Source organism: Sinomonas sp. P10A9, from assembly GCF_041022165.1.
GTDB lineage: Bacteria > Actinomycetota > Actinomycetes > Actinomycetales > Micrococcaceae > Sinomonas > Sinomonas puerhi.
The window spans coordinates 307,549-332,335 of the sequence record NZ_CP163302.1 but is presented as its reverse complement, the minus strand read 5'-3'; the positions used below and the strand labels follow the sequence as shown (position 1 = coordinate 332,335).

The following is a 24,787-nucleotide window of genomic DNA, read 5'->3' as shown; positions in this document are numbered from 1 at the left end:
GATCCACTGCGCGGCCCGGATGCTCGCCACGAGTGCGGGGTTCGCGTCGGTCGCGACCGAGCCTCCGCCTGCGGCGTTGTAGCCGTCGGTCGTCACGTTGTCGCCGACCCGCAGGAGCACCCAGCCGGCGTCCGCCTGGATGAGGCCGCGCTGGATCTGGCCATTCGCCGTCGTGCGCGGCGCGTTCTCGACGAAGAGGAGGCTGCAGGACTGGCGTCCGCCCGTGGTCACGGCTGCGCATGGGAGCAGGTTGAGGTCCTCGCCCTGCGCCTTCGTCTCGGTGACCGTGAGGCGGACATTGCCTGCGAAGGTCCGGGCGAGGACGACGTTCATCGGCGCAGGCTTGCCGAGGTCGAGCGGATCGTACGAATCGGGTATCTCGGTGACGAAGATGCCCTGGTCGGCTTCGAACGCCACGGTCGACGACGGCGTTGTCGACGACGGGCTCCACGGGATCGTGAAGCGTCCCGAGGAGATGTCCAGATCGTTGCTGCCGTCGGCCGCGCCGATCGATCCGCCCACAGCCTTGATGTCGACCGTGTTGCCGATGACCTCGGCGGCCGTCTGCCCGGTGGGGCCGTTCGCGTCGATGACCGATCCCTTGACCGTGGCGAGCGAGACGTCGCCGCGCGTCCTGACGAGGTGGATGCGCAGGTCGTCGGTCGTGGCCGGGTTGCTGTCGCCGATCTCGGTGACGAAGACGCCGAGGGTGCTGGTCGAGGCCGTGTCGATCGCGGTGAGGACGCCCGTGTTGGTCCGCAGCGCGTCGACGTTGATCTCGAGGAAGTCGGTCGGCAGGCCGATGCCGCCCAGGACCCCGCCGGTTCCAGCGGTCATGGTGATGTTGACACCTGTGACGTCGATCGAAGTCTGGCTGTTCGCGTCGAGGATGCGCTGCGGCGAGGACAGGACCACGTCGCTCTGCGTCGAGTCGATGTGGCCGACGAGCATATCGCCGGCGAGCTCGGTCGCGGTGATCTTGCCATTCGTCGTGAGGAAGATCTGGGCGACGTCCCCTGCGAGGTAGCCGCCGGACATGCTCGGATCATCCACCGGGGTGGGGGTCGGCGAACCGCCGGTCCACGCGACGTCGGTGTTGATCGTGAAGGTCACCGTCGTGGTCGGCGTCGCCGCTCCCACGAGGTGCGTCGCGTCATTGATCGCCGTCGTTGCGCAGTACTTCGGCTCTTGGGCCGCGTAGGCGGACGACGTGGAGACGTGGCAGATGTCCAGGTCATCGCCGGAACGGGCCTCGGTGAAGACGTAGGCCGAGTCGAGCACCGTCGTCGTGGTCCCGAAGGCGCGCAGGATCCGCGCCAGGTTCGGATCTGCGGTGTCCGGCTCGTAGTGGGTCTGGTACTGGCCACTGCCGGGATTGGTCGACGTCGAGCCGTAGGGGCTGCCGTCCGCGCCGAGGGCAGGGTCGTAGCCCGTCGGGAAGACATAGTGGTAGTTGCTCGTCGCGGCGTGGTAGGCGTTGACGGTCACGAGGACGTTGGTCGCGAGGTCGTTGCCGTTCTTGCTGTCGTTGACGACGACGTCAAGGTCGTCACCTGCGGTGAGCCGGGTGACCGTGACAGTGAGCGCGGAGCCGATGACCTCGTCGGTGCGGCGGTTCGCGGTGAGGTCGAGCACGAGGTCGCCACCGGCGTCGGCGGTGATGGCGAAGTCGTGGTACGCACCGTCTACGCTCTGGTAGCGGACCATCTCGACGGCGATCGGGTTGCGCTCCGGGTCCGGCGTCCCTGGCACAGGGTGCTGGGCGGCCTGGTGGCCGATGTTCCCGTGCGGGGCGGACAGCGTGAGCACGTTCGTGCGGATGACCTTGGTGTTGGGGTTCAGGGCCCCCAGCGGTCCGGCGAGGATGTCTCCGCTCGCGTTGTCCACCTCGGTGGTGCCGATGGGGTTCTCGATGAAGTTGTCGAGCCGGATGAACGGGTTCTGGCCGGTGCACGTGTACGCGCACGTGTTCTGGATGAGGACCAGGGTCGGCGGGAACGTGTACTTGATGTCGAAGTCGAAGCTGCCGCCGACGGTCGGTGGGCTCAGACCGGTCGTGGCAAACCCGGTCCCCGGCTTGATCGTCTGGACGCGGATGTCGATGACCGGGGAGTTGACCGTGTTCACCACGTTGATCCTGTTCACGATCATGTTCAGGTTCGACGCGTTGAGGAGCTTGACGTAGTTCCACGTCTGCTGGAACTGGAACTGGCCCAGACCACCCCAGATCACGCCGGCGGGGGCATTGCCACCCGTGATGTTGACGGGGACGTTGGCGAGGAACCGCGCGTTCGCCCCATGGTCGTAGATGATGTCATCCACACTGAACCTCGGGCCAGTGAGCTGGCCGACCGTGTGGATGTTGTTGAACGGGTCATCGGTGAAGACGTGGCCCATGGTGTCACGCACAGTGGCGTTGACGAGCTTGGTGACGTTGCCCGCGGCGTCCACCTCGACCCACGGGTTCGGCTCGCCGAGCATGATCACAGTGGATTCCCAGAAGATCCAGCGGTTGAAGTTCTGGCTGCCTCCGTCCGAGCTCGAACCGCCGAAGTCGAGGAAGCCGCCGCTGCGGTCGGTGTGGCGGAGGTAGTGGTCGACAAGCTGGTTGACGGTGACCGAAAGGTCGGAGGTCGTGATGGTCGAGCCGCTCATGCCGGCCATCTGTGCGGTCGTGCTGACGTCCGCGCTCGCGGTCGGTGACGTGCGCCCGCCGAAGCAATGGCACGTCGCAGACGCGTAGCTGTCGATGCTGATGCCGCGGTACTCCGCGTTGAGCGCCGTCGAGACGTTGCCGGTGAGGACCGCGCCGCTCGCGAGGACAGTCTGGGTGAGGCCGTATGCGTTCACGGCGGTTGTCGCCTCGGAGTTCGCGCCGAAGGCCGTGGCCCGGGTCCGGGACGTGCCGGTGAGCTGGAGCGCGTCGACGTAGGATCCGACGGCCACCGTGCGGCCCGCGACCGCGCCGGCGATCGCAGTGCGGGTCAGCGCCGTGTTCGCCGATCCGGGCACCCAGCCAGCGTCCCCGCCGCCGACGCTCACGAGGAGGTTCGTCGTTCCGCTCACGCCGAGGCCTCCGACGTCGGCTGTGCCCTGGCCATACGCGTAGACCGCAGTGTGCGACTCGACAGCGGCAGCCGTCCCGGCATTCACGGTTCCCTTGACGTCCACGGTGGTGGAGTAGTCAGTCAGGATCGTCTCGCCGCTCGAGCCGCCGGCGAACAGGCCGCCCGAGCTCGACGAGGCGATCATCGTCGGCACCAGCACGGAGTACGCCGCGACGGTGACCGTCTGAGCCGCGGAAAGGACGGCCTTCGTGTCCACGAGGATCGCGTTGCCCATGTACAGGTGTGTGTCCGCGCTCGCCGAGTTGACCGAGATGAGGCCGCCGCTGTCGTTCGAGGAGACGGTCTTGCCCGAGACGATGCCGTGGGTCGTGACCGAAACGGTGCCACCGTCGAGCATCGCGCCGTTGCCCACGGTCGCGCTGAGGGTCGAGAGGACCTCGGCGAGGGAGACCGCCGTCGAGACGGAGATCGCTCCCCCGCCACCGCCCGTGGCCGAGGCGGAGACGATCTGGTCGCCACTCGTGGCACCGAACGGGATGTTCTCGCCGATGCCGTGCAGCTTCTGGGTCCCGCTGGCCGGCGCGATGTCCTCGATGAGCGTGTAGACGAGGTTGCCCGCACTCGTGACGCCCGCAGGGAGCGTCGGTACGGACAGGTTGATGCCGTCACGGGCGAACGTGTGGAGGCCGCCGGTCTGGCCCGAGACGATCGAGTACGTCTTCGCGGCACCGCCGAGGGTGTCGGAGAGCTTGAACGACGACGTGCATGCCCCGCCGCAGCCGACCACGTAGTACCCGTGACCGTCCTGAAGGCCGCCGATCGGCGCGTTGGGGGCACGCCACAGCTGCTGCACCACGGCCTTGCCGGCCGTCGACGTGTCCGGGGTGAGCGTGAGTGCGACCTGGGCCTGATTGGTCGAGGTGCCGCAGTCTCCGGCGAGGCCCGTCGCGTGGCAGAGCGAGTCGGCGAACTTGTACTCCTGGCCGTTGACCCGGATCAGGTAGTAGTAGCCGGCGGAGATGCCGATCGTGCTGCCCGAATGCGGGGCGTAGTAGACGCGTGTCCCGGTCGAGAAGCCCATGTCGAGGAAGTTCCCCGGGTTGCTCGGGTCCTCGGCCGCGAAGTAGACGTCATTGGCGTCGTTGCCCGTCGCGGTGACCCACTTCTTCGCGCCGCCGTCCCAGACCACGTTGACCTGCCCCGAGCTGAATGTCGCCGCGGTGTTCGGCTGGTAGTACGTGACGAAGTCGCCGTCATGGAAGCCGTTCGAGACCGTGATCGCACCCGTGCTGGCATTGATGCTCGTCGCGTTGACCGAGACGCTGGCTTGGGTGAACCCGATCGGCTGGAGCTTGATCCGGTAGGCGTCAAGCACGTGGACCCGGTACCGCGTGTTGTTCGTCAGGCCGCCCACGTCCGAGGTCACGCCCGAGGCACCGAGCGGAACGGCCGAGTACCAGACGATGTCGCCCTCGTGGAGGTGGTGCTCGCGGACGCCGAAGTCGATCACATCCGTGTCGGCCTGCACGTTCGCGCCTGTGAACACGGCGCCGAGCTGCAGGCTCTGCGCGCCAGTGACGATCACCGAGTACTGCTGCCCGTCGAGAAGGCCTGGGATCACGAGGTTGCCCTGCGCGTCGTACGTGACCACGTCGCCAGTGGTGGCGTTGTGGTTCGCCGTGAACGTGATCGTGTTCGCGGCATCGGAGACCCCCGTGGCTGCGTTGAACGTGCCGTCCGAGGCCGGCGGGAGCGGCGGGTTCGCGGACGCGTCGAGGCTGATCGCGCCGGTCGCCTTGATGCTGGCCCCACCCGTGACGGACGCTGTCGAGTTGGGGGACAGGGTCGCGGTCGCGCTGAACTTGGTCACGTTGATCGCGCCGCCGGTCGCGCTCGACGTGCTCGCGTCCGAATCGCTCAGGCCCACGGACTGGGCGCTGATGTCGCCGCTGACCCGGATGACCGACGTCGAGCCGCCCAGGACCACGCCGACGCTCGGTATGCCGTGGCTCGTGGACGTCGAGTTCGTCACCGACAGGAGGCCGCCGCCGCTCTCGTCCATGCCCGCGACCGCCGTGTCGTTGCCCTTGGCGAGAACCTTCAGGGACGACGCGCCCGGGGTGCTGTTCACGCCGTCGAACACGCGCACGTTGCCGAGCACGGAGGCGGTCGTGGTACCCGAGGCCTCGGCGTCCGGGTTCGAGTCGACAGACACGTTCAGGATCGCGCCGTTGGCGTTCTTGAGCTTGGACTTGGCGAAGTTTCCGCTCACCGCCCGGATGTCGATCACGCCTCCCGGCGCAGCGAGCGTGCCGCCCGAGGCGAGGGTCGCCGTCGTGCTCGAAGCGGCCTTCGCGTAGAGGTTGTTGCTCGAGATCGCGAGGCCGATCGCCACCGTGAGCGCGCTGCCCGACGCGTCGACGAGGTGGTCGGTGAGGAAGTTGCTGCCGTCGAAGTTGTGGTACGCGAGGAGGGAAAGGGTTCCGCCGCTCGTGATGCTGCCGGTGACTCCCGCGGCGACCGAGGACGAGTCGGTGGCCCTGACGGTCGAGATGCCCGCGGCGCCGAAGCCTCCGAACGCGACCGCACTGTAGTCCGCGATCGTGGAGTTCCGCTCCACGGACTGGACGGTGACGTCGCCCAAGGCGCTCACCGCGCCGCCGACGCCTGTGGAGACGCCCATGTCCGTCGTCGCCTGATACGTGCCGGCGACCACGCCTGCACCGAGGCCGCCCGCGGCAGCCCGACCGTGCACGATGGCCGAGGAGTCGACGGTCGAGCCGATCGTGACGGCCGTGACGCTGGAGGCTGTTCCGTTGAAGTCGGTCTTGACGTGGCCGCCCGCCTCCGCGGTCGGCTGGGCGAGACCGATGCCGGCGACGATGCCGGCCGAGAGCGAGCGGGCCTCCGCCGTGGCGGCGTTGAAGGCGACACTGGTGACATTGACCCAGCCCGGCCCGGTCAGTTGGGTGCCGGACCCGACGGTCGTGGCGACCTCGGGTGTGCTGGTCGCCGTCGAGCTCGCGGCCGTCACGGCCGCGCCTACCGCGATGCCGGTCAGGCGGACCCTGGCGAAGGCCGGGTCGACCGTCGACGGCGTGGAGTCGCCGGCGAGCGTCACGGACGGCCGGATCGGTGCACCGGTCGAGTCGACGTTGAGCCGTGCGGTCACGGTCACGCCGGTACCGTGGAGCTCGCCGCCGCCGACCGTGTAGGCCTTCAGCGTCGGACGGAAGTCGGAGGTCGCCGACGTGGCGCCCGCGCTGAAGCCGCCGGCGATGCCGATGCCTCGGCCGTCGGCGATCGCGGTCGCGTTCGCGGAGGAGACGAACTCGACGGCACCCGCGCTCGCGATGACCCTGGCTGAGCCACCCAGGAAGGCCTTGACTGTCGGGGCCGACGTGGTCGTCTCGGTGACGATCACGAGGTTGAAGCCGAGGCCCACGCTGACCATGTCGGTGACTGCCCGGGGAGCGGAGGTGAGGCTCGCGATGACCGACGCCGCGGTTCCCGTGCCGCTGACTGTCACGGTTGCGGGGTGGCTCGCGTCGGCGGCCGCGCCATCCGGCCCGACGTAGGCTGCCACCGTGGTCGAGTCGGTCGCGTGGGTCGTGATGAAAGCACCCGAGGCCAGACCGACAGTGATGTTCGAGCCCGACGGCGGGGCGTTCGTGGCCGTCGGTGTGCTCGTGCCGCTCGCGTGGAGGATGAGGGTGCCGGCGGTGAGGGCCGCGCCGTCGTCGACGTGCGCGGCGATCGTGCCCGCCGTGGTGGCCTCGAGGTCGACGAAGGCGATCGAGACGGCGGCGATCGCGATGTCGATGTTCGTCACCGTCGCGGACCCGTTCCGTGTCGCCTCGAGGTCCGCCGCGCCCGTGCCGAGCGAGACGGTGCTGCCGCCGCCGATGTAGACCTCGGTCGTGCCGTCGACGTTCGCGACCGGCGTCGCTCCCGTTCCGCTGAGGAGGGCCAGGCCGAGCATCTTGGCTGTGCCCGTGGCCTTGGGGGTAGCGTTCGCGAGGGCTGTGAGTGAGCCGGCCACGACGGTGCTTCCCGCGGCGACGTAGGCCCGCGTGGAGCCGTGGATCTGGGCCTCGGGGGTGAAGACCTGGACCGACAGGCCCGCGCCGGAGGCCCCGCCGGACTCGGCCGTCGCGGTGTCGAAGGAGGTCGCGTTGAGCGTGACGGCACCTGCCCCGACGTTCACCGAGCCGATGCCCGCCTCGGTGGTCGCGTTGGCCCCGATCTCGGCCTTCGCCGAGGCGATCTGCGCCGCGATAGCACCCATCGTGATGGCCTTGGTGGTCGCCTCGGCCAGGTTCGTGCTCTTGGTCGTCGCGGTCAGCGCCGTGCCCGTGATCGAGGTGCCGCCGAGGCGGATGTTCGTTCCGCCGTCGACCTTGGCCGTCGGCACCGAGACGCCGAGGGCCGCGAAGCCGCCCGCGCCGAGCACGGTGCTCGACTCAGCGTGGTTGTTCGAGGTCGCCGTGACCTCGACGAGGCCACCTGCATGGAGCTCGCCTCCGGACTGGCCGACGACCTCAACCTTGCCGGAGGAGCCGATCTCGGCGAAGGCCATGCTGCCGTTGCCGGCGAAGCCCAGGCTTCCGGTCACCACGAAGATGTCCGCGGTGGCCAGATTTGTGCCGTTGGCGTGGACGCCGATGGCGGCAGCACCGGGGGTGGACGCGGTCGAGGTGGTGGTGACGGAGCCGTTGACGCGCACGCGCGCGGCGGAGTTGTCGTGCGCGGCGGCCGCCATGACGCTCAGGGCCGCGATGCCGCCGAGGCTGCCGAGGGTCGCCGCCGCGATGGCCTTGTTCCCGGCGTTGCGGGTGCCTGCCTCGATGAGGACGGCGCCGCTGCCGCTGAGGGAGGCACCCGCACCGATCGTCGCCTCGATCTTCGCGTCCGAGGTGATGTCCGCGGTCGCGACGCCGCCGGACAGGCCGACGACGGAGACGCCGATGGTTGTCGACGTCGCATTGGCCGTGTTGTCCGCGAAGGCCTGGACCGTGATCGTGGTGGCGTTCGACGCCGATCCGTCGGCTTCCGCGGTGGTGTGTCCTGAGACGGTGGCGAACGCGAGGAGTGCCGTGACCTGGACGCCGCCCGCGCCGCCGCCGGGTGCCGTAGCTGTCGCGGAGTTGCTCGCGGTGGCCTTGACCAGGAACGGGGCCGGGGTGCTGAAGGTGATCGCTGACGTCGGGCCGACGAGGGCCTCGGTCGAGCGGGAGTTGACCACGCGGGCGACCGTCACGGAGACGGCGAGCACGCCGGTCGCGACATTGAGAGTCCTGGCTGCGGCCGTGTGGACACCGTCCGCCGTGACGCTCAGGCCGCCCGCACCGATCGTCCCGTGCGCGCCGCTGGATGCCGTCGCGGTGCCGCCGAGGGTGACGAACGCGAGGTCACCGGCGAAGCCGCCCGCCACACCGGCCTGGAATGCGATGGCCAGGAGATCGTTCGTCGCGTTGTCGCTCACCGAGACGTTGAGGTGGTCGACGGGCCCGAAGGCTCCGACGGCGATGTTGCCCACTGTCGCGCTGGCCCCGCCCGTGACGTTGACGACGGCGGCGGAGACGCCCACGGCCACGGCGCCGAGGCCGATGCCGATCGCGTAGCTGTTCGCCGTCCGCTTGGCGTAGGCCGCGACGTCGATGCCAGCGCCAGCCTGCGTGACGCCCTGGCCCGTGACGGTGCCGATGAGGGTCACCGCGCTCGTGCTCGAGTCGATGTGCGCGTTCTGTGTGCTCGAGTCATTGATGACCACGACCTGGGCGCCGATCGCCACCGCGCCGGCGGCGCCGACGAATCCGACGCCGGTGACCGTCTCGTCGTCCATCCGGGCCTTGACGCTCACGTTGCCGCCGGCGCCGGACCCCGCCTGGATGGTCGCCGTCCCGCCGATCCCAGCGTTGGTCGCGCTGTTGACGTTGAGCACGAGGATCGACACGCCCAGGCCTCCGAGGCCCGCCGCTCCGGCGCCGGCGACGCCGAGTACATGCAGCCGGTCGATGGCCCACACATTGACGTGTCCGCCTGCGATGACGCCTGCGTCGATCGTCGCGGCGGTGCCGCCGGTTGGGGAGGTGCTCAGGGCCGCAGTGCCGAGGTTCGTGGTGGGTGCTGCGGCGGCGATCTTGGCGTTCGCGGCGGAGAGCCGCGCGGACAGGCGTGCGTTCGTGGACGACTCCGTGCCAGCGTTGAGGCGCCATGCAGCGTTGTGGGCGGGATCGAGTCCGCCGGACGCGATGTCCGCGGTGGCCGAGTAGGTGCTGCCGTTGTAGCTGACGAGCTGACCGCTGTTGTAGTTCACGGCGCTGCTCCACGCGTTCGCGGAGCCCGCTGTCGTGCCGTCGAGCGTGTGGTTCTGGAAGCCGCCCGCGCCGCCGCCCTGGGCCGTGCTGCCCGCTGATGTGACGCTGTTGCCGGCGTCGCCGCTCGTCGCATTGGACGGGCCACGCCAGTGGGCTGTGTCGATCGTCGGGTTGCTGCCGCCCGCAGAGATGTCGTCGGTGGCCGTGTACTGGTTGGTGCCGAAGGTGACCACGTCGCCCTTCGCGTAGGACTTCGTGCCGTCCCATGGTCCGCGGTTGTTGCCGCCGTTGCTGTCCTGGTAGGCCGTGACCGGGGTTGTGCCGATGCTCCAGACGGACACCGACGCAGCGACGCCGACCGCGCCGATGCTCAGGCTCACAGCGAACGTGCTGACCTCCTTGGTCGAGAGCGCGTAGACCTCCACGCTTCCCATGGCCTTGACGGTCGACGGACCGTCGATGTGGGCCAGGACCGAGCTGTTGGCTGTGCCGATGTCGACACCGCCGGACACTCCGACGAATCCGCCGGCAGCGCCGCCGGCGATGGTGAGCGACTTGAAGTCGTCCGTCGCCGTGACGCTCACACCCTGCGAAGCCGACGCGCCCGGAGCGGTGTTGATCTGGCTGTACCCACCGACGGAGGCAACAGTCGAGGTCGTCAGGAGGGTGACCTGGACTCCGCCGGCCACGCCGACGAACCCGCCGCCGATCGCCGGGACGAGACCGAAGACGTTCTCACTCGAGCCCGCGTGGACGATGACGCCGGAGAAGGACTGCGATCCGCCGAGCGTGCCGTTCGGAACGCCGGGCACCGGGGTGCCCTGGGCCAACGCGTCGACCACGCTGCCCGCTCCGAGGTAGGCCCGCACCTGCTTGTCGAGGGTCGCGACGCCCACAGCCGCGCCAATGCCTACGTATCCACCTGCGAGGGCGACGGTGATGAGGAGGAGCTTTGTCGAGTCGTTCGCGGCGACGACCACATTGTTGCCCGCGGCGAGGGCCGCCCCGTTGCCCGTGCAGGCGAACGGGTCCGGCCCCCCGGGGGTTCCGGTGCATGCGAAGGTGTGGACGGTCAGCACCGTGACCGCAACGGTGCCTGCCACGCCGACCGTGCCGCCGCCCGCGCCGACGGCGAACGAGAGCACCGTGTCCTTACCGTCTGCAGTGACGGCAATCGTGTTCCGTGCGTTGACCGCAGTGCCGGTGCCGATGTATGCGAAGGTGTCGAGTCTGACGACGCGGACCGCGACCGGGATCGAGACGCCCGCCGTGCCGCCGATCGCCACCGTGGCGGCGATGCCGAGCTGGTAGAACTGGTTGGCTGCGGAGACCTGGACGGACTGGCCCGCGTCAGCGCCGGCGACGTTGGAGGCGCAGGTGGCACCGCAGTTGACCTGCGCGTTCGCGCCGATGTGTGCGGACGTGTGCACGGTGACGACTGCGACCGACCCGGCGAGCGTGACAGCTGCAGTGCCGGCGAATCCGAGGCCGATGCCGAAGGCTCCGATGCTGTCGGAGTTGGTGGCGGTCACCGCGACGCCGCGGAAGCCCGGCGTCGTGCCCTGCGAGATGTCGCGCGGGCCCATCGCGGTCGCGTCGCCAGCGGGGGCGTCGCCCTGCCTCACCAGGCTGTGGGACCTGCCGGTCCAGCCTGCACCGAGGGTGATAACCGTCCCGCCCTTGTCTGAGGGCTTGTCGAGGAGCTGGAACCAGCCGCTTCCGAGGTCCTTGTAGTAGTAGGTTCCGCCGTCGACCAGCCCGCCGATCGGGGTGCCGCCGCCCGAGCTGTAGACGACCGCATCATTGTTGCTGATCGTGCCGAGGGCATAGGGCAGCCTGATGCGGTTGCCGACCAGGTCCACAGCGTTGTCCGGGTTGAACCGCGGCGTCTTGTCCTGGGTGACGTTCGCCTCGGAGGTCTTGAACAGGCGGTGGCTCTCGCCCGTCCCACCCGTGAGCGCGATCGGCGACCCGCTCAGGTCTGCGGCGGCGAACAGTTCGAAGTGGTTCGGGTCGGTCACCTTGACGTAGTACTGGCCGCCTTGGACGAGCTGCGCGAACGGGGTGCCGTACCCGGCGTCGTACTGGACCTGGTCGCCGTCCGCGAACCCGTGGCTGTCGACATGGATGACCGCACCGACCACATCGGCCTGGGAGAATCGCGGATCGTGCGGCGTGACGGTGTAGGAGCCGCTCGCGACATCGAGCCCTGTCGCGCCTGCGCCGCTGACCTTCGCGTAGTTGCCGATCCACGCGTGCGTCTCCTTGAACACCACAGGCACGGCGACGGCCGCACCGACCGCGGCGGTGCCGGCCGCGGAGATGTTGCCCGCGATCACGTTGAGGCTGAGCGACTCGTTCGCACTCACACGCGCCGTGCCGCCCATCGTGGCGGTGACCCCGTCGACCGAGGATGCCCCGTCTTCGAGGTACGCCTTTGTGGTCACCGTGACGGCAGGCACGGCCGCATTGACATTGACGGCCGCCGTACCTGCGAAGCCGCCGCCCACGGAGATGGACGTGAGCTTCTCGCTCGAGACCGCGTCGACACTCAGGTTGCCCGAGCCGGCGATCGTCGTTCCATGGCCGATCCAGGCCTCGGTGTCCTTGGTGAGCACCTCTACGTCGACGCCCACGCCGACGCCGGCTGTGCCGCCCACGGTCAGCACTCCTGCCAGGCTCAGGATCGTGGTCGTGTCCTTCGCATACACGGCAGTCGACGTGCCCAGTGTGACGGTCGAGGTGGCATCGATGTGAGCCTTGGTCGTGTCGCTCGTGACGTTGACGACGACGGAGCCCGCCACGCCGGCCGAGTTGCCGCCCGCGCCGCCCACGGCGAGGTAGAGGTAGTCCGCGTCCTGGGTCGCCGAGACGAGCAGGCCCGCGGCGCCCGCGTGGACCGTGGTGCTGGCACCGATGGATGCCTCGACGGTCGAGTCGCGCACCACGACCACCGCAGAGGCGCCGACGCCGGCGGAGCCACCGCCGATCGCGATGTTGCCGGCAGCGAGGTTCACGGTCCCGGTCTTCGACGCCGTGACGGCGACGCCGCCCTGACCGGTCACGGAAGCGCTGGACCCGATGGCCGCGGCCACCTTGGGGTTCGAGCCGCCCTGGTTGAGCACGACGACGACGACCGCGCCGGAGACTGCGGCGGAACTGGCGGATGCCCCGCCGGCCACGGAGACCTGGGTCATCGACTCGACCGACTCGGCGTCCACGGTGACCGACCCGCCCGCGGTGACGAGCGCGCCGTCGCCGACCTTCGCGAGGACGTTGATGTTGAACACGTCCACGATGACGGTCAGCCCCACGGCCGCGGAGCTCTTCGACAGCGAGAGTGCGCCGGCGAAGTCGATGAGCGTCAGGCCGCTCGTAGCCTTGACCGTGAGCGTCTGACCGGAACCGCCGAGGCCAATCGTCTGGTTGACCTTCGTTCCGGCCCCGAGGTAGGCCTGCGTGTCGATCGAGAAAATCTGGATGATGAAGGAACCGGACACCGCCGCGCCGCCGCTGCTGGCGCCGCCGCCGGCCGCGACGTTCGTGACAGACGGGAGGGTGATCTTGCCCTTGAGCGGCGTCTCGGGCTCCTGGCCGGCCAGGCTCGCCGACGCGGTCACCGAGATGGAGCCGGAGGCGTCGAGGGACGACGTCGTCCCGGACGTCGAATCGACGAACGCCTTGGTCGTGATCTCGAAGTAGTTCACGGCGATTGCGCCGCCGATCGCGGTGCCGTTGCCCTTCGAGAACCCGCCCGAGAGGGCGATGTTCTGGTAGATGATCGCGTCCGCCGCGGAGACGGTGATGCCGCCAGCCGGTGCGGAGAGCGCGGCACCCACGCCGACCGACGCCGTCGTGGTCAGCAGGAGGATCTGGACGGCGGCCGACGCCGCGACGCCCGCGGTGTTGTTGCCGGCGCCGGCGGAGATGCCCCAGATGACGAAGGTGTTGTGCTTCGCTCCCGACGTCCCCGCGCCAGGCGTCCCTGCCACGACGGTCACGCCCGTCTGACCGGTGACGTGGGCGCCGGCTCCGATCGACGCCGTCGTGGTGAGGATCTGGACGTTGAGGCCGATCGCGGCGCCGACGCCGGTGTCCTTCTGCAGGTCGATCGCACTGCCTGTGCCGCGCGCCGTGGCCTCGGCCAGCATGAGGCCCTGGACGCTCACGGCCCCCATGGTCGCGGTGACGGTGACGTTCGGGGCGATGCTGCCCGTGGTCGTCGCCATGACCCAGTTGACGCCGATCGCCGCCGCGACTCCGGTGCCGCCGCCCGAGCTGCCGGAGTTCGAGCCGGACTGGCTGTTCGCACCCGTGGCGCCATTGGAACCGCTCGTGCCGCCCGAGGACGAGGGCATGCCCGCCGTCGAAGACTTGGTCGACTGCGTGTTCGGGTTACTGCCATTGGCCTGCTCGTTGGCCTTCGAGTCGCCGCTCTGGCTCTCGGAGTCGCTCGAGCCCTTCGCGCTCGCAACAGACTTCGCCTCGCTGGTCATCTCCGAGGAGGCGAGCACGTCCACGGAGGCCGCGGTGACATTCCTGGCGATAGTCGCCGTCGTGCTCCAGCTGACCACCGCGTTGACGGACACGTCGATGCCCACGGCGGTGCTCTTGCCGGCGGCCTCGGCGTTGCCCTCGGTCATGATCCGGTTCACGTGGGTCGCGTGGACGACGACGGCGCCGCTGCCGCCGGCCGAGGCCGTGTAGCCGGGCCCGCTGGACGCCGGGGTGCCGAGGCGGGCCTCGACCGTGTCGCCGACGCTCACGACAAGGGCGACGACGGGGGTCACCGCGGTGCCGCCCGAGGTGCCTCCCTCGGCGGTCGTGGGCAGTTCGCGGAAGCCCATCGCGTCGATCGTGAGGGACGTTCCGCCGGTGAGGGTCGCGCCGTCCTGTGCGCCGGCCCGGACCGTGTTGTCGGGCAGGACCGTGAGGGCCACGGACGCGCCTACGCCCGTCGCGGAGCCGACCTCGGCCTTGGAGGTGGCCTTGGCGAGGTCGTAGGAGTTCGCCAGCGCCGTGATCGAATCGTCCGCGGTGGTCAGCGTCGCGGAGGCGCCCGTCTGCAGCAGTGCGGCGGTGTGCTCGGAGACGATGTTGATCGCGAGGGCGCCCGCGACGCCGACCGATGTCGCCTTGCCGACGCCCGCGTATGCGGTGGCGGTGACCTCGTGCTCCCAGAGGCGGAAGACCTGGCCATCCGTCGGGGCCGCGGGGAGGTGGTCGCCGTCGGTCACGGTGATCGTCGTGACGGTCCACGTGTGGGTGGCTGTGCGCTTGTAGATGCCGGGGGCGTTCGCGCCGTCCTGAGCCGTGAGCTGGAAGAGCGTGTCCTTCTCGATCTTGTCGGCCGGCAGCGAGTCGAAGTCGTCGTAGGCGTCCTTGGTCACGAACACCCACGCGCTGCCGTTCCACTGCCACACGCTGCCCGTCGGGTGGCCGTCCTTGGGCGCCGCCAGCACGAAGAGCTGGCTCGCGGCCGGGCTCGCCGGGAACGTGGCCCCGGAGGCGATCGAGGACCCGGCGTCGGTCTGGAGGACCCACTTGGCGTTGGCGCCGTCGTACTTGTAGATGCCCGCGTTGTTCGAGCTCGTCGAGGCCTTCGCCGCGGCGAGGTCGCCGTCCGACGGGCCGGGGAGCTGCTTGCCGGAGTCGATGGTCTTCCACGCGCCGTCGGCGGCGTTCCAGACCCGCAGGACGTCGCCCGCGCCGCCGCTGGACATACCAGCCGAGAGGACCAGGCCTGTGCCCGTGATCGTCGCCGTGCCGGTGAGGGCGGTGTTGGTGATGTCCACCTTGTTGACCGAGACGCCGGCCCCGATGCCGACGCTCGCGTCGGCCGTTGTGTCGCCGCGGGCGCTCGCGCGGGCGTCGGTGTCCGCGGTGGCCTTGAGCGTCACCACTGCGCCGGAGGAGATCGCGACGCCGTTGGCGAACCAGGCACTGGAGGAGGTCGTGACCACGTTGATGGCCACTGCGGCCGCTACGGAGACCGAGGCTCCGCCGTTGTCGTTGCTCGCGGCCTTCGGAGTCGACGACGTCCCGGTGGTCTTGCCGCCGCTGTTGTCGGACTGCGTCTGCTTGGCTGCGCCGAGCTTCGAGTCGGCCTTGCCGTTGACGTCCGTGCCGGAGGAGTCCTTGCCGCTCGCGGAGGAGGTCGTCTGGCCCTCGGCGCCCTCGGCGGCCGCTTCGGCGCTCGTCGTGGTGACGGAGGTCCCGAAGGCCTGGAAGGAGACCGCGCCGCCGGTCGCAGTGACGCTGCGCGCGGTGCCCGAGTCGACGCCGTCGTCAACGATGGCGAGTGCGAGGGAGATGCCGAACCCGGCGGAGGAGCCGACGGTCGTGTCGCCCTTGGCGATGGTCGTGGTGGTGGCATTCTGTGTCGCGGTGGCAGCGACGGCGCCGCTGGCGGTGAGAGTGCTCGCGCTGGCGCCCAGGGAAGCGCTCGTGCGCAGCGTCGCGATGGTCACGGCGATCGCGGGGGTGACGGTCACGCTGCCGCCCTTGCCGCCCGCATCGACCTCGTTGTCGATCACGCTGGTGGTCGTAGCGGTGATCGTGACGCTTCCGGCGCCGGTGAGCGGGGGCCCGCGGGTCGGGTCGGCGACCTGGTCGATGCCCGCGTACACGGTGTCGTTGACGAGGTTGATGCCCACGGACGCTCCGATGCCGACCGTGCCGGAGCCGGACTGCTTCGCCGAGGCCTTCGTGGTGCTGTTCGAGCTCGATCCGGCGGTCATGCCCGCCGCGCCGCCGGCGAGGGCGACATTGCCGGCCGGCCCTGCGGGGAGCGTGGTGGTCGGGTCGGCGTGGACGGTGGCGAGGGTCGTGAGGTTGACGACGTTGAGCGCGAGAGCGCCGGCAAGCCCGAGCGTTCCGCTCGTGTTCGCGGCGCCAGCCGTGGCGCTGGCCGTGAACGTGTGCTGAGTGTCGGCGGTCGGACCAGACCCGAGGGTCCGCATCGTCGCGCTGAGGGTGAGGCCAGCGGCCGAGAGCTGGGAGCCGACGCCGATGCTCGCCTCGTTGCGGACCTTCACCAGGTTGATCGCGACCGCGGCCCCGATGCCCACGCTCGAGCTGTTGCTGGCCGAGCCGTCGGCGGTGGCGGAGGCGTCGGTGTTGTTCGTGGTCGTAAAGCTCGCGGTGCCCCCGTTGTTCACGGTGAGGGAAACGCCCGGGGCGAGCAGCGCCGTCGTCGTGGACGTCACGAGGTTGATCGCGACGGCGGCAGCGACCGTCACGTTGGAACCGCCAGAGTCCTGCTTGGTGCTCGGGGTCGAGGACGACGACGTCGTCTTCCCGCCGCTGTTGGCGGACTGGAGGCCCTTGGCCGTGCCGAGCGAGGTGTCGGCCTTGCCGTTGACGTCCTTGCCCGAGGAATCCGTCGACCCGGACGAGGTCGACGACTGCCCCTCGACACCGACCGCGCTGGCTGTCGCGGAGGAGGACACCTGGGACGTCCCGTCCGCGGCGAACGAGACGCTGCCACCGGCAGTGGTGTTCCGGTAGAGGGAGGAGTCCACGGTGTGGTCGGCGATCGCCAGGGCGAGGGAGAGTCCCAGGACCACGGTGCCGCCGGTGGCCGCGCCCTTGGCGCTGCCGGTGACGGTCGCGGTCTGGTCCGCGTGCGCGGTGATCCCGCCGGCGAGGTTCAGTGCCGGGCCGGAGAGGATGCTCGCCGTCGTGGAGACCTCGCTGATGGTCAGGGCGAGGGCACCGGCCAGAGACAGCGACGACCCGGACGGCGCGGCGGCGCCGCCCTCCGCGGTAGTTGTCGCCTTGTCACTGTTCACCGCGGTGATCACGACGGCGCGGCCACCCGTGAGCGTTGAGCCCGCCGCGAGGCCCGCGGCCACCGCGTCGTTGATGAGGTTCAGGGCCACCGAGGCCCCGAGGCCGGCCGTCGTGCCGCCCGTGGTCTTCGCCGTGGCCTTGGCGGTGTTCTCCGTCGACGAACCAGCGGTGAAGGACGAATCCCCGGCTGCCGGAAGGACCGCGGTGCCCGTCAGCTGCGCGCCCACCGTCACGTTGACGAGGTTCAGCGCGAACGAGCCCGCCAGGCCGAGGCTTCCGCCCGCCGTCGCGCCCGAGGTCGCCTCGGCGTCGAACGTGTTGACGCTGTCGGTGCCGCCGCCTGAGATCGGCACGGACCGCTCGGTCGCCGAGAGGACGAGAGAGCCCGCGTTCACCGTCGCACCGGCGGGCACGGCGGCGAGGACCGTGGCGTTGGCCAGGTTGATCGCGACCGCCGCGCCGATCCCGAGGCCGGTCGAGGTCGCCGAGCCGTCCGCCACGGCCTTCGCGTCCGTGTTCGCGTCCGCGGTGAAGGACGCCTTACCGGTCGTGGTCAGGGTCAGGCCTGCGCTGAGCTGCGACGTTACCGTGTGCGTCGAGAGCGTCACCGCAACCGCCGCCGCAACCGACACCGAACCGGACCCGCCGCCGGAGCCGCCCTTGTCCGTCGTCGCCTTCGGCGTGGACGAGCTCGAGGTCGTCTTCCCGCCGCTGTTGGCGGACTGGAGGCCCTTGCCCGTGCCGAGCGAAGTGTCCGCCTTGCCGTTGACGTCCTTGCCTGTGGAATCCGTACCGGTCGAGCTCTGGCCCTCGGCGCCCGCAGCGCTGGCCGTCGAGGAATCGGAGACCTGCGAGGTGCCCTCGGCCCAGAACGTGACGTCCCCGCCCGCCGTCGTCGGACGGTTCAGCGAGGAGTCCACGGTGTGGTCGGCGATCGTCAGGGCCAGCGCCAGGCCGACCGTAAGCGAGCTGCCGCCGGTGGCCGCGCCCTTCGCGCTGCCGGTGACGGTGGCGGTCTGGTCCGCGTGCGCGGTGATCCCGCCGGCGAGGTTCAGTGCCGGGCCCGAGAGGATGCTCGCCGTCGTCGATACCTCGCTGATGGTCAGAGCCAAGGACGCCGCGAGGGACGCCGTGGTCTGCCCGGTCGCCGCGGCGCCGCCCTCAGCGGCCGTGGTCGCCTTGTCGCTGTTCACGGCGGTGATCACGACGGCGCGGCCGCCCGTGAACGTCGAGCCCGCCGCGAGGCCCGCGGTCACCGTGTCGTTGATGAGGTTCAGGGACACGGACGCCCCGAGGCCCAGCGTCCCGCCCGAGATGTTGGTCGCGGCGGTCGCCTTGGCGGTGTTCTCCGTTGCGGATCCGGCCGTGAAGCCAGCGTCGCCAGTGGTCGGCAGAACGGCAGTGCCGGACAGCTGCGCGCTGACCGTGACGTTGGCCAGGTTCAGCGCGAAAGATCCCGCGAGGCCGATGCTCGAGCCCGCCGTCGCGCCCGAGGTCGCCTCGGCGTCGAACGTGTTGACGCTGTCGGTACCGCCGCCGGAGACCGGCACGGACCGCTCGGTCGCCGAGAGGACGAGGGAGCCCGCGTTCACCGTCGCACTGGCTGGCACGGCGGCGAGGACCGTGGCGTTGGCCAGGTTGATCGCGACCGCCGCGCCGATCCCGATGCCGGACGAGGATGTAGCCGAGCCGTCCGCGACGGCCTTCGCGTCCGTGTTCGCGTCCGCGGTAAACGAGGCCTTCCCGGTCGTGCTCAGGGTCAGGCCTGCACCGATCTGGGACGTCACCGTGTGCGTCGAGAGCGTCACCGCGATCGCCGCGGCGACCGAGATCGTCCCGGACCCCCCGCCGGAGCCGCCCTTGTCCGTGGTCGCCTTGGGCGATGTGGGTGCGGCGGTGGTCTTGGTGCTGTTCGCGTTCTGCAGCCCGGCAGCGGTGCCCGAGGCCGTGTCGGCCTTTCCATTGACGTCCTTGCCCGAGGAGTCCGTCCCGGTCGAGCCCTGCCCCTGCGCACCGGCAGCAGTGGCCGTCGAGGAATCCGAGACCTGCGAGGTGCCCTCAGCCCAGAACGTGACGTCCCCGCCCGCGCTCAGCCCCCGGTTCAGGGACGAGTCCACGGCGTGGTTCGCGATCGTCAAGGCAAGCGAGAGCCCGAGTGCGAGGGTCTTGCCGCCCTGTGCCGCGCCGTTCGCTGTGGCTGTGACCGTTGCGGTCTGCGTGGCGTGGAGGGCGGCTCCGGCGCTGAGGGTCGTCGCGGCACCCGAGCCGACGGACGCCGTCGTCGAGACGCTGCTGATCGTGAGGGCCAGCGAAGCCGCCAGAGCGAGGGTGCCCGAACCGGTCGCGGCAGCTCCACCGGCGGACGACGTCGTGGCCTTGTCGCTGCCGTTCGCCGTTCCGTTGAGCTGGTGCGCCCCGGTGATAGCCGCACCGGCGGCAATGCCTGCCGTTGTGTCGTCGTTGATGAGGTTCAGTGCGATCGACGCGCCGATGCCCGAGGCCCCGCCGCTGCTGTCCGTCTTCGCCGCGGCCGAGGCGGCGTTCTCCGTGGCCTGGCCGGCCGTGAGGGTCACGTCGCCCGTGGCGCCGGTAACGGCGCCGTTGACTGTGAGGGCGGCGGTCCCGAGAACCTGGGCCTGCGTCACGACATTGACCAGATTGAGAGCGAACGAGCCGGCGAGGCCGATGTCGCTGCCGGCGGTCGCGCCCGAGGTCGCCTTGGCGGAGAGCGTGTTGACGCTGTCCGTGGCGCCGCCGGAGACCGGCACAACGCGCTCGGTCGCGGACAGGGCGAGTGAGCCCGCGTTGACTGTAGCCCCTGCCGGGACGAGTGCCTGAGTGGTGACCGTTGCCTTGTTGATCGCGACGGCGGCAGCGATGCCGACCGACGACGGCGACATCGCATCGCCCTTGGCCTCGGTGACCGAGTCAGCGTTCGTGTCGGCGGCGAACGCGGCGGCGCCCGTCGTGGTGAGCGTCATGCCCGTGGCGAGCTGCGCCGTCGTGCTTACCCCCACCACGCTGATGGCTATCGCGGCGGCGACGCTGATGCTCCCCGAGCCGCCCGAGGTCTTGTCGACGGTCGTCTTCGGGGTCGCGCTCGTCGAGGTGGCCCTGCCGCCGTTCGCGGTCTGCTTGGTCTTCGCGTCGCCGAGGGCCGCGTCCGCCTTGCCGTTGACGTCCTTGCCCGACGTGTCGGAGCTCTCGCCCTGGGCGCCGGCCGCGCTTGCCGTGCCGGTCGTGGTGGTCGCCTCCGTGTGGTGGGCCGTGAACGCCGCGGACGCTGCGGAGAGCGTGCGGTCGAGCGGGGCCGAGGACGAGGAATCGACGACGGCGAGGGCGAGCGCGATGCCCAGCGCGAGGGTCCCGCCTGACGCGGCGGTCGCGGCGCCCTTGGCGGTGGTGGTGACCGTGGTGGTCTGGTCGGCGGTGGCAGAGACGGTGCCGGCGAGGGCAGTCGTGCCGAGGCTGGGGTCCGCTCCGCCGATTCCGGCGGTGGTCGATACGTTCGCGAGTGAGATCGCTATGGCGGGGGCGAGCGAGATGTTCGCTCCTCCTGCTCCACCTTCGATCGCAGTCGTCAGCGTATCGCTGTTGGTCGCCTGGATGGTGAAGTCCTTGACTCCGGCCAGTGGGGGTCCGCGGGTGCCGAGCGAGAGCCGGTCGACGCCCGCGAAAACCTGGTCCGTAACGAGGTTCAGGCCGATGGATGCGCCCATGCCGAAGGTTCCGCCGCTGCCGCCCGTGGACTGGGAGGCCGTCGCAGACGCGCCGTTCGCGGACGAGGAGCCGGCGGTCGCCGCCGCGTTGCCCGCACCTCCGAGGCTGATTCCGCCGAGGGGATCGGTCGGCGTCGCAGTCGCCGCGTGTATGGCGGCGGTGGTGGACAGGTTGGCGATGTTCAGGGCGAACGAGCCCGCGACGCCCACGTTGCTTCCCGCTCCGCTCGCGCCTGACTTCGCCGTGGCGCCCGTGCTGTGGGCGAGCGGCGTGCTCGGCGCCGAGGCATCGGCATGGTTCACAGCAGTGAGGGTGAGGCCGGTGGCCGTGACGGATGCGCCGGCGCCCGTGGATGCCTCATTGACGATCGTGGCCTTGTTGATCGCGATCGCCGCGCCGATCGTCGGCCCTGTGCCGCCGGAGGCCGAGCCGTCGGCCGTGGCCTGGGCGGTCGTGGTGTTGGCGGACGCGAAGCTCACCTTGCCGGGGGTCGAGAGGGTCGTGGCCGGGGCGAGCTCGGAGGTCGAGGAGGAGGTCACGAGGTTGAAGGCGATCGCCGCGGCGACGGTGATGCTGTTGCCGCTCGAGTCGGTTGCCGCGGGAGTCGTCGAGGAGGAGGTGCCGCCGGCAGACTTGCCGCCGGCGAACGCGAGCTGCGAGTCGGCCTTCTGGTTCGCGCTCTTTCCGGAGGAGTCGGTGCTCGTCGGGCTGCTCGTTGTGCCGCCCTGAGCGCCGGCCGCGGAGGCCGTCGACGTCGTGGACGTCGCCGAGGTGCCGTCGGCGCTCATCGCGACGTCCCCGCCAGCGGTCGTGGCCCGGCCGATCGAGGAGTCCACACTGTGCTGTGCCGCGGTGAGCGCGAAGCTGATGCCTGCGGCCAGAGTCGCGCCCGCACCCGCGGTCGTGCTGCCGGTCGCAGTCGTGATGGCCGACGCCGCCTGGGTCGCCGACCCGGTCAGCGCGCCGGCGAGGGTGATCGCGGGGCCTGTCAGGAGCGAGGCGATCGTCTGGATGTTGGAGATCGTGATGGCCACGACGCCCATGAGCGAGGCGTTCGATCCGCCCGCCGCGCCGCCTGTCGCGCCTGTAGTGGTCGCGTCGCTTCCGGTCGCTGTGAGGTTGAGGGCACCGGCTCCGCTGAGCACGGCATCCTTGACCAGCCGCGCCGCGACGATCGAGTCGATGATGCCGAGGGCGATCGAGGCTCCGATGCCGGTGGCGCCGCCGTTCTGTGCCGCTTGGGCCGTCGCAGAGTTGACGTGCTTCCCTGTGGCCTTGAGGGCCACGGCCGGAGTGCCGGTGAGCGCGTTGCCGGTGCCGCGGATCTCGGCGAGCGTCTTGCCATTGACGAGCGTGAGGGCGAACGAGCCGGCCGCTCCGACGCCGCCCGAGTTGTTCGTGGCACCCGAGGTCGCGCTAGAGGTGAACCCCGAGCCGCCCGTGCGGGTCTCGTCCGACTCGATCGTCACGGACGTCGCCTGGATCGTCGCGCCCGATATGTATGCCTCTGTCGTCACATTCGCGACGTCAACGCCGACGCCGACACCCACGCCGAGCGCGCCGCTCGCCGTCGTGCTCCCATCGCCCGTGGCGCTCGAGGTGGCCTGCGAGGTGGTGAAGAGCTTGAGTGCCCCGGTCACGACCTGGGCCGCCTGGACGACCGCCTGCGTGAGAGCCGTGAACACGCTCACGGCGAGAGCTCCCGCGAGGCCGATGGAGCCGTCGGCGGTGTTGGCCTGGCCGTTCGCCCTGGAGGAGTCGTTGACGGGCTTGTCGTTCGCGGTCGAGCCGCCGGGGCTCGCCTTGGCCGACGCCGCGTTGGCACCGTCCGCGTTCGAGGTGAGGGTGATGTTCGCGGCCTTGGTAGGCGCCGTGCTCGTCGAGTCGATGATCGCCTGCGTCGTCTGGTTGAGGTTCACGACCGCGATGCCGGCGCCCGACGTCGCAGCGCTCGCGTCGCCGGTGCCGGTCAGGCCCGCGTGGTTCGTTGCTGTGAGGGAGAGGTCGCCGGTGACCTCGAGGTGCGCTGTGTTCGTGACCTTGCTGACCGCCGTCGTGCTCACCGTGATGATTGCGACTGCGGCGTCCTTGGCCGCGGCGCCGCTCGAGTCGGCCGAGCCCTCGCTCTTCCCAGCGGAGCCCGGCGTAGCGGCGACGTCGACCTTCGACGTCGAGCCCACCGTGGTCTTGCCGCTCGTCTTGACCACGGCCGAGCCGCCGATCGTGACCTCGGCGTCCGAGGAGACGATGGCCGCGTCGCCGTAGTTCTTGACCAGGGTCACGGGGCCGACGGTCGAGGCCGCCGAGAGGACCACGTCACCTGTCGCGGCGATCTGGGTCGTGCCGAGGAGCGAGACGAGGGCCTTCGAGGAGACGTTGACCGCGTAGGCAGTAGCGCTGGTGGCGTCGGGGCTGACGCTGGCGGCCGCCTGGGCGGTGAACCCGCCGGAGGTGACCTGGCTGTCCTGGAGGGTGACCTCGACGTCTCCGCAGTGCGTCGCGAGGGTCGCGCAGCTGCGCGGATCGCTCAGCGGGTTGTGCGGGCCGCCCGTGATGGTGTCGGCCGCGTCGAGGAGGACGGTTCCGGCGGTCAGGACGGTCCCAGAGGCGAGCGTGATTTTCTCGGCGTGGATCGTCAGGGCCGTCGTGCCGAGCGAAATCGGGCCGCTCAGGACGATCGAGTCCCAGCCCGCCCCGCCGTCGATGGTCAGCGACCCGGTCGGCGCCGTGAACGTCGTGAGCTCGAATGTGCTGTTGGTGCTCGCGAGCGTCAGGGTCGATCCGGCCTGGGTCAAGGTGGCCTGGTCGTCGCCGCCGCTGAGGGTGAAGACCACGTCCGCCGCTGTCCCGCCGGCGATGATCGGCTCGATGTCCGTGTAGTTGATCGTCGTCGCATCAAGGTAGAGCGTTCCGGTCGAGGAGTTCACGGCCACCGAGCGCGAGCTCGTCACCGTGCCCGCCGTGGCCAGGGTGTCGAAGCCCGGACCGCCGTCGAAGCTGACCGTGATGTGCGGGTTGACGGTGCCGCGGTCCACCAGGAGCGTGTCGTTCCCGGCGGTGCCCATGACCGAGATGCCCGAGATCGTCGACAGCTGCCGGGCCTGGCCCTCGAACGTGACCGTTCCATCCGCGTGGAACGCAAGCGTCGACGACGTCGAGGTCATCTGCAGCGCCCACGGGGACGGCGATACCGGCGAGACCGAAGTGGTCGTCGCCGCCGCGGTGGCCGAGGTGGGGGTCGACGTCGTGGACGAGGTCGACGACGGGCCCGTCGGTGCCGTGGTCGCGGCCGGAGCCGTGGTCGTCGTCGCGGCCGGGGCCGTCGTCGCAGTCGACGGCGCCGCCGTAGTCGTCGGTGCCGCGGTGGTCGCCGTCGGATCAGTCGTCGCGGCCGGAGCCGTGGCGGTCGGGTCGGTCGTCGTGGTCAACGGCGTCGAGGTCGTCGCAGCCGGAGCGGCCGCCGCCGCGGCTGGAGCCGTGGACGTCGTCGCGGTCGATGCCGGTGCCGTAGCGGTCGTCGTGGTCGACGGCGTCGAGGTCGTCGTCGTAGCCGGAGCGGGCGCCGGCGCAGCCGCCGGAGCCGGGAAGGCCTCGGTCGTCACCGTCCGCCGCTCTCCGGGGTTGAGCACCCGGCTCATGAGATCCGAACCGCCCTCGAGGTCGACCAGGCCGAGCACGTGGCCGAGCTCGTGGGCGATCACCGTCTGGAGGTCCATCCGGTTCGTGGCGACCGTTCCGACGCTCCAGCCCCAGCCGGCCGCCGTCGGGCTCACCGTGATGGCGGTTCCGTTCGTGACGGCGAGGGCCGTCCCGCCGAGCGGGGCGACCGCGAAGGTCGCGGCGCTCACGTCGTGCCCGGGCCACAGGCCCGCGGCAGCGCCGTAG

Annotated in this window: 2 protein-coding genes (1 of these 2 cut by a window edge); one reads left to right on the top strand and one right to left on the bottom strand. The window is 70.5% G+C overall.

What is annotated here, in order from left to right; translation table 11 throughout:
• On the bottom strand, window positions 1-24,066 hold the 5' portion of the coding sequence (locus tag AB5L97_RS01455) for a hypothetical protein (protein ID WP_369046185.1). It extends 11,634 nt beyond the left edge of the window; the window shows 24,066 of its 35,700 coding nt (coding positions 1-24,066); its start codon is at window positions 24,064-24,066; its stop codon lies off the left edge, out of view.
• Between AB5L97_RS01455 and AB5L97_RS01450 the strand changes: the two genes are divergently transcribed.
• Window positions 24,017-24,787 (top strand): hypothetical protein, encoded by a 771-nt coding sequence (locus tag AB5L97_RS01450; protein WP_369046184.1) that lies wholly within the window; start codon window positions 24,017-24,019, stop codon window positions 24,785-24,787. The genes AB5L97_RS01455 and AB5L97_RS01450 overlap by 50 nt on opposite strands.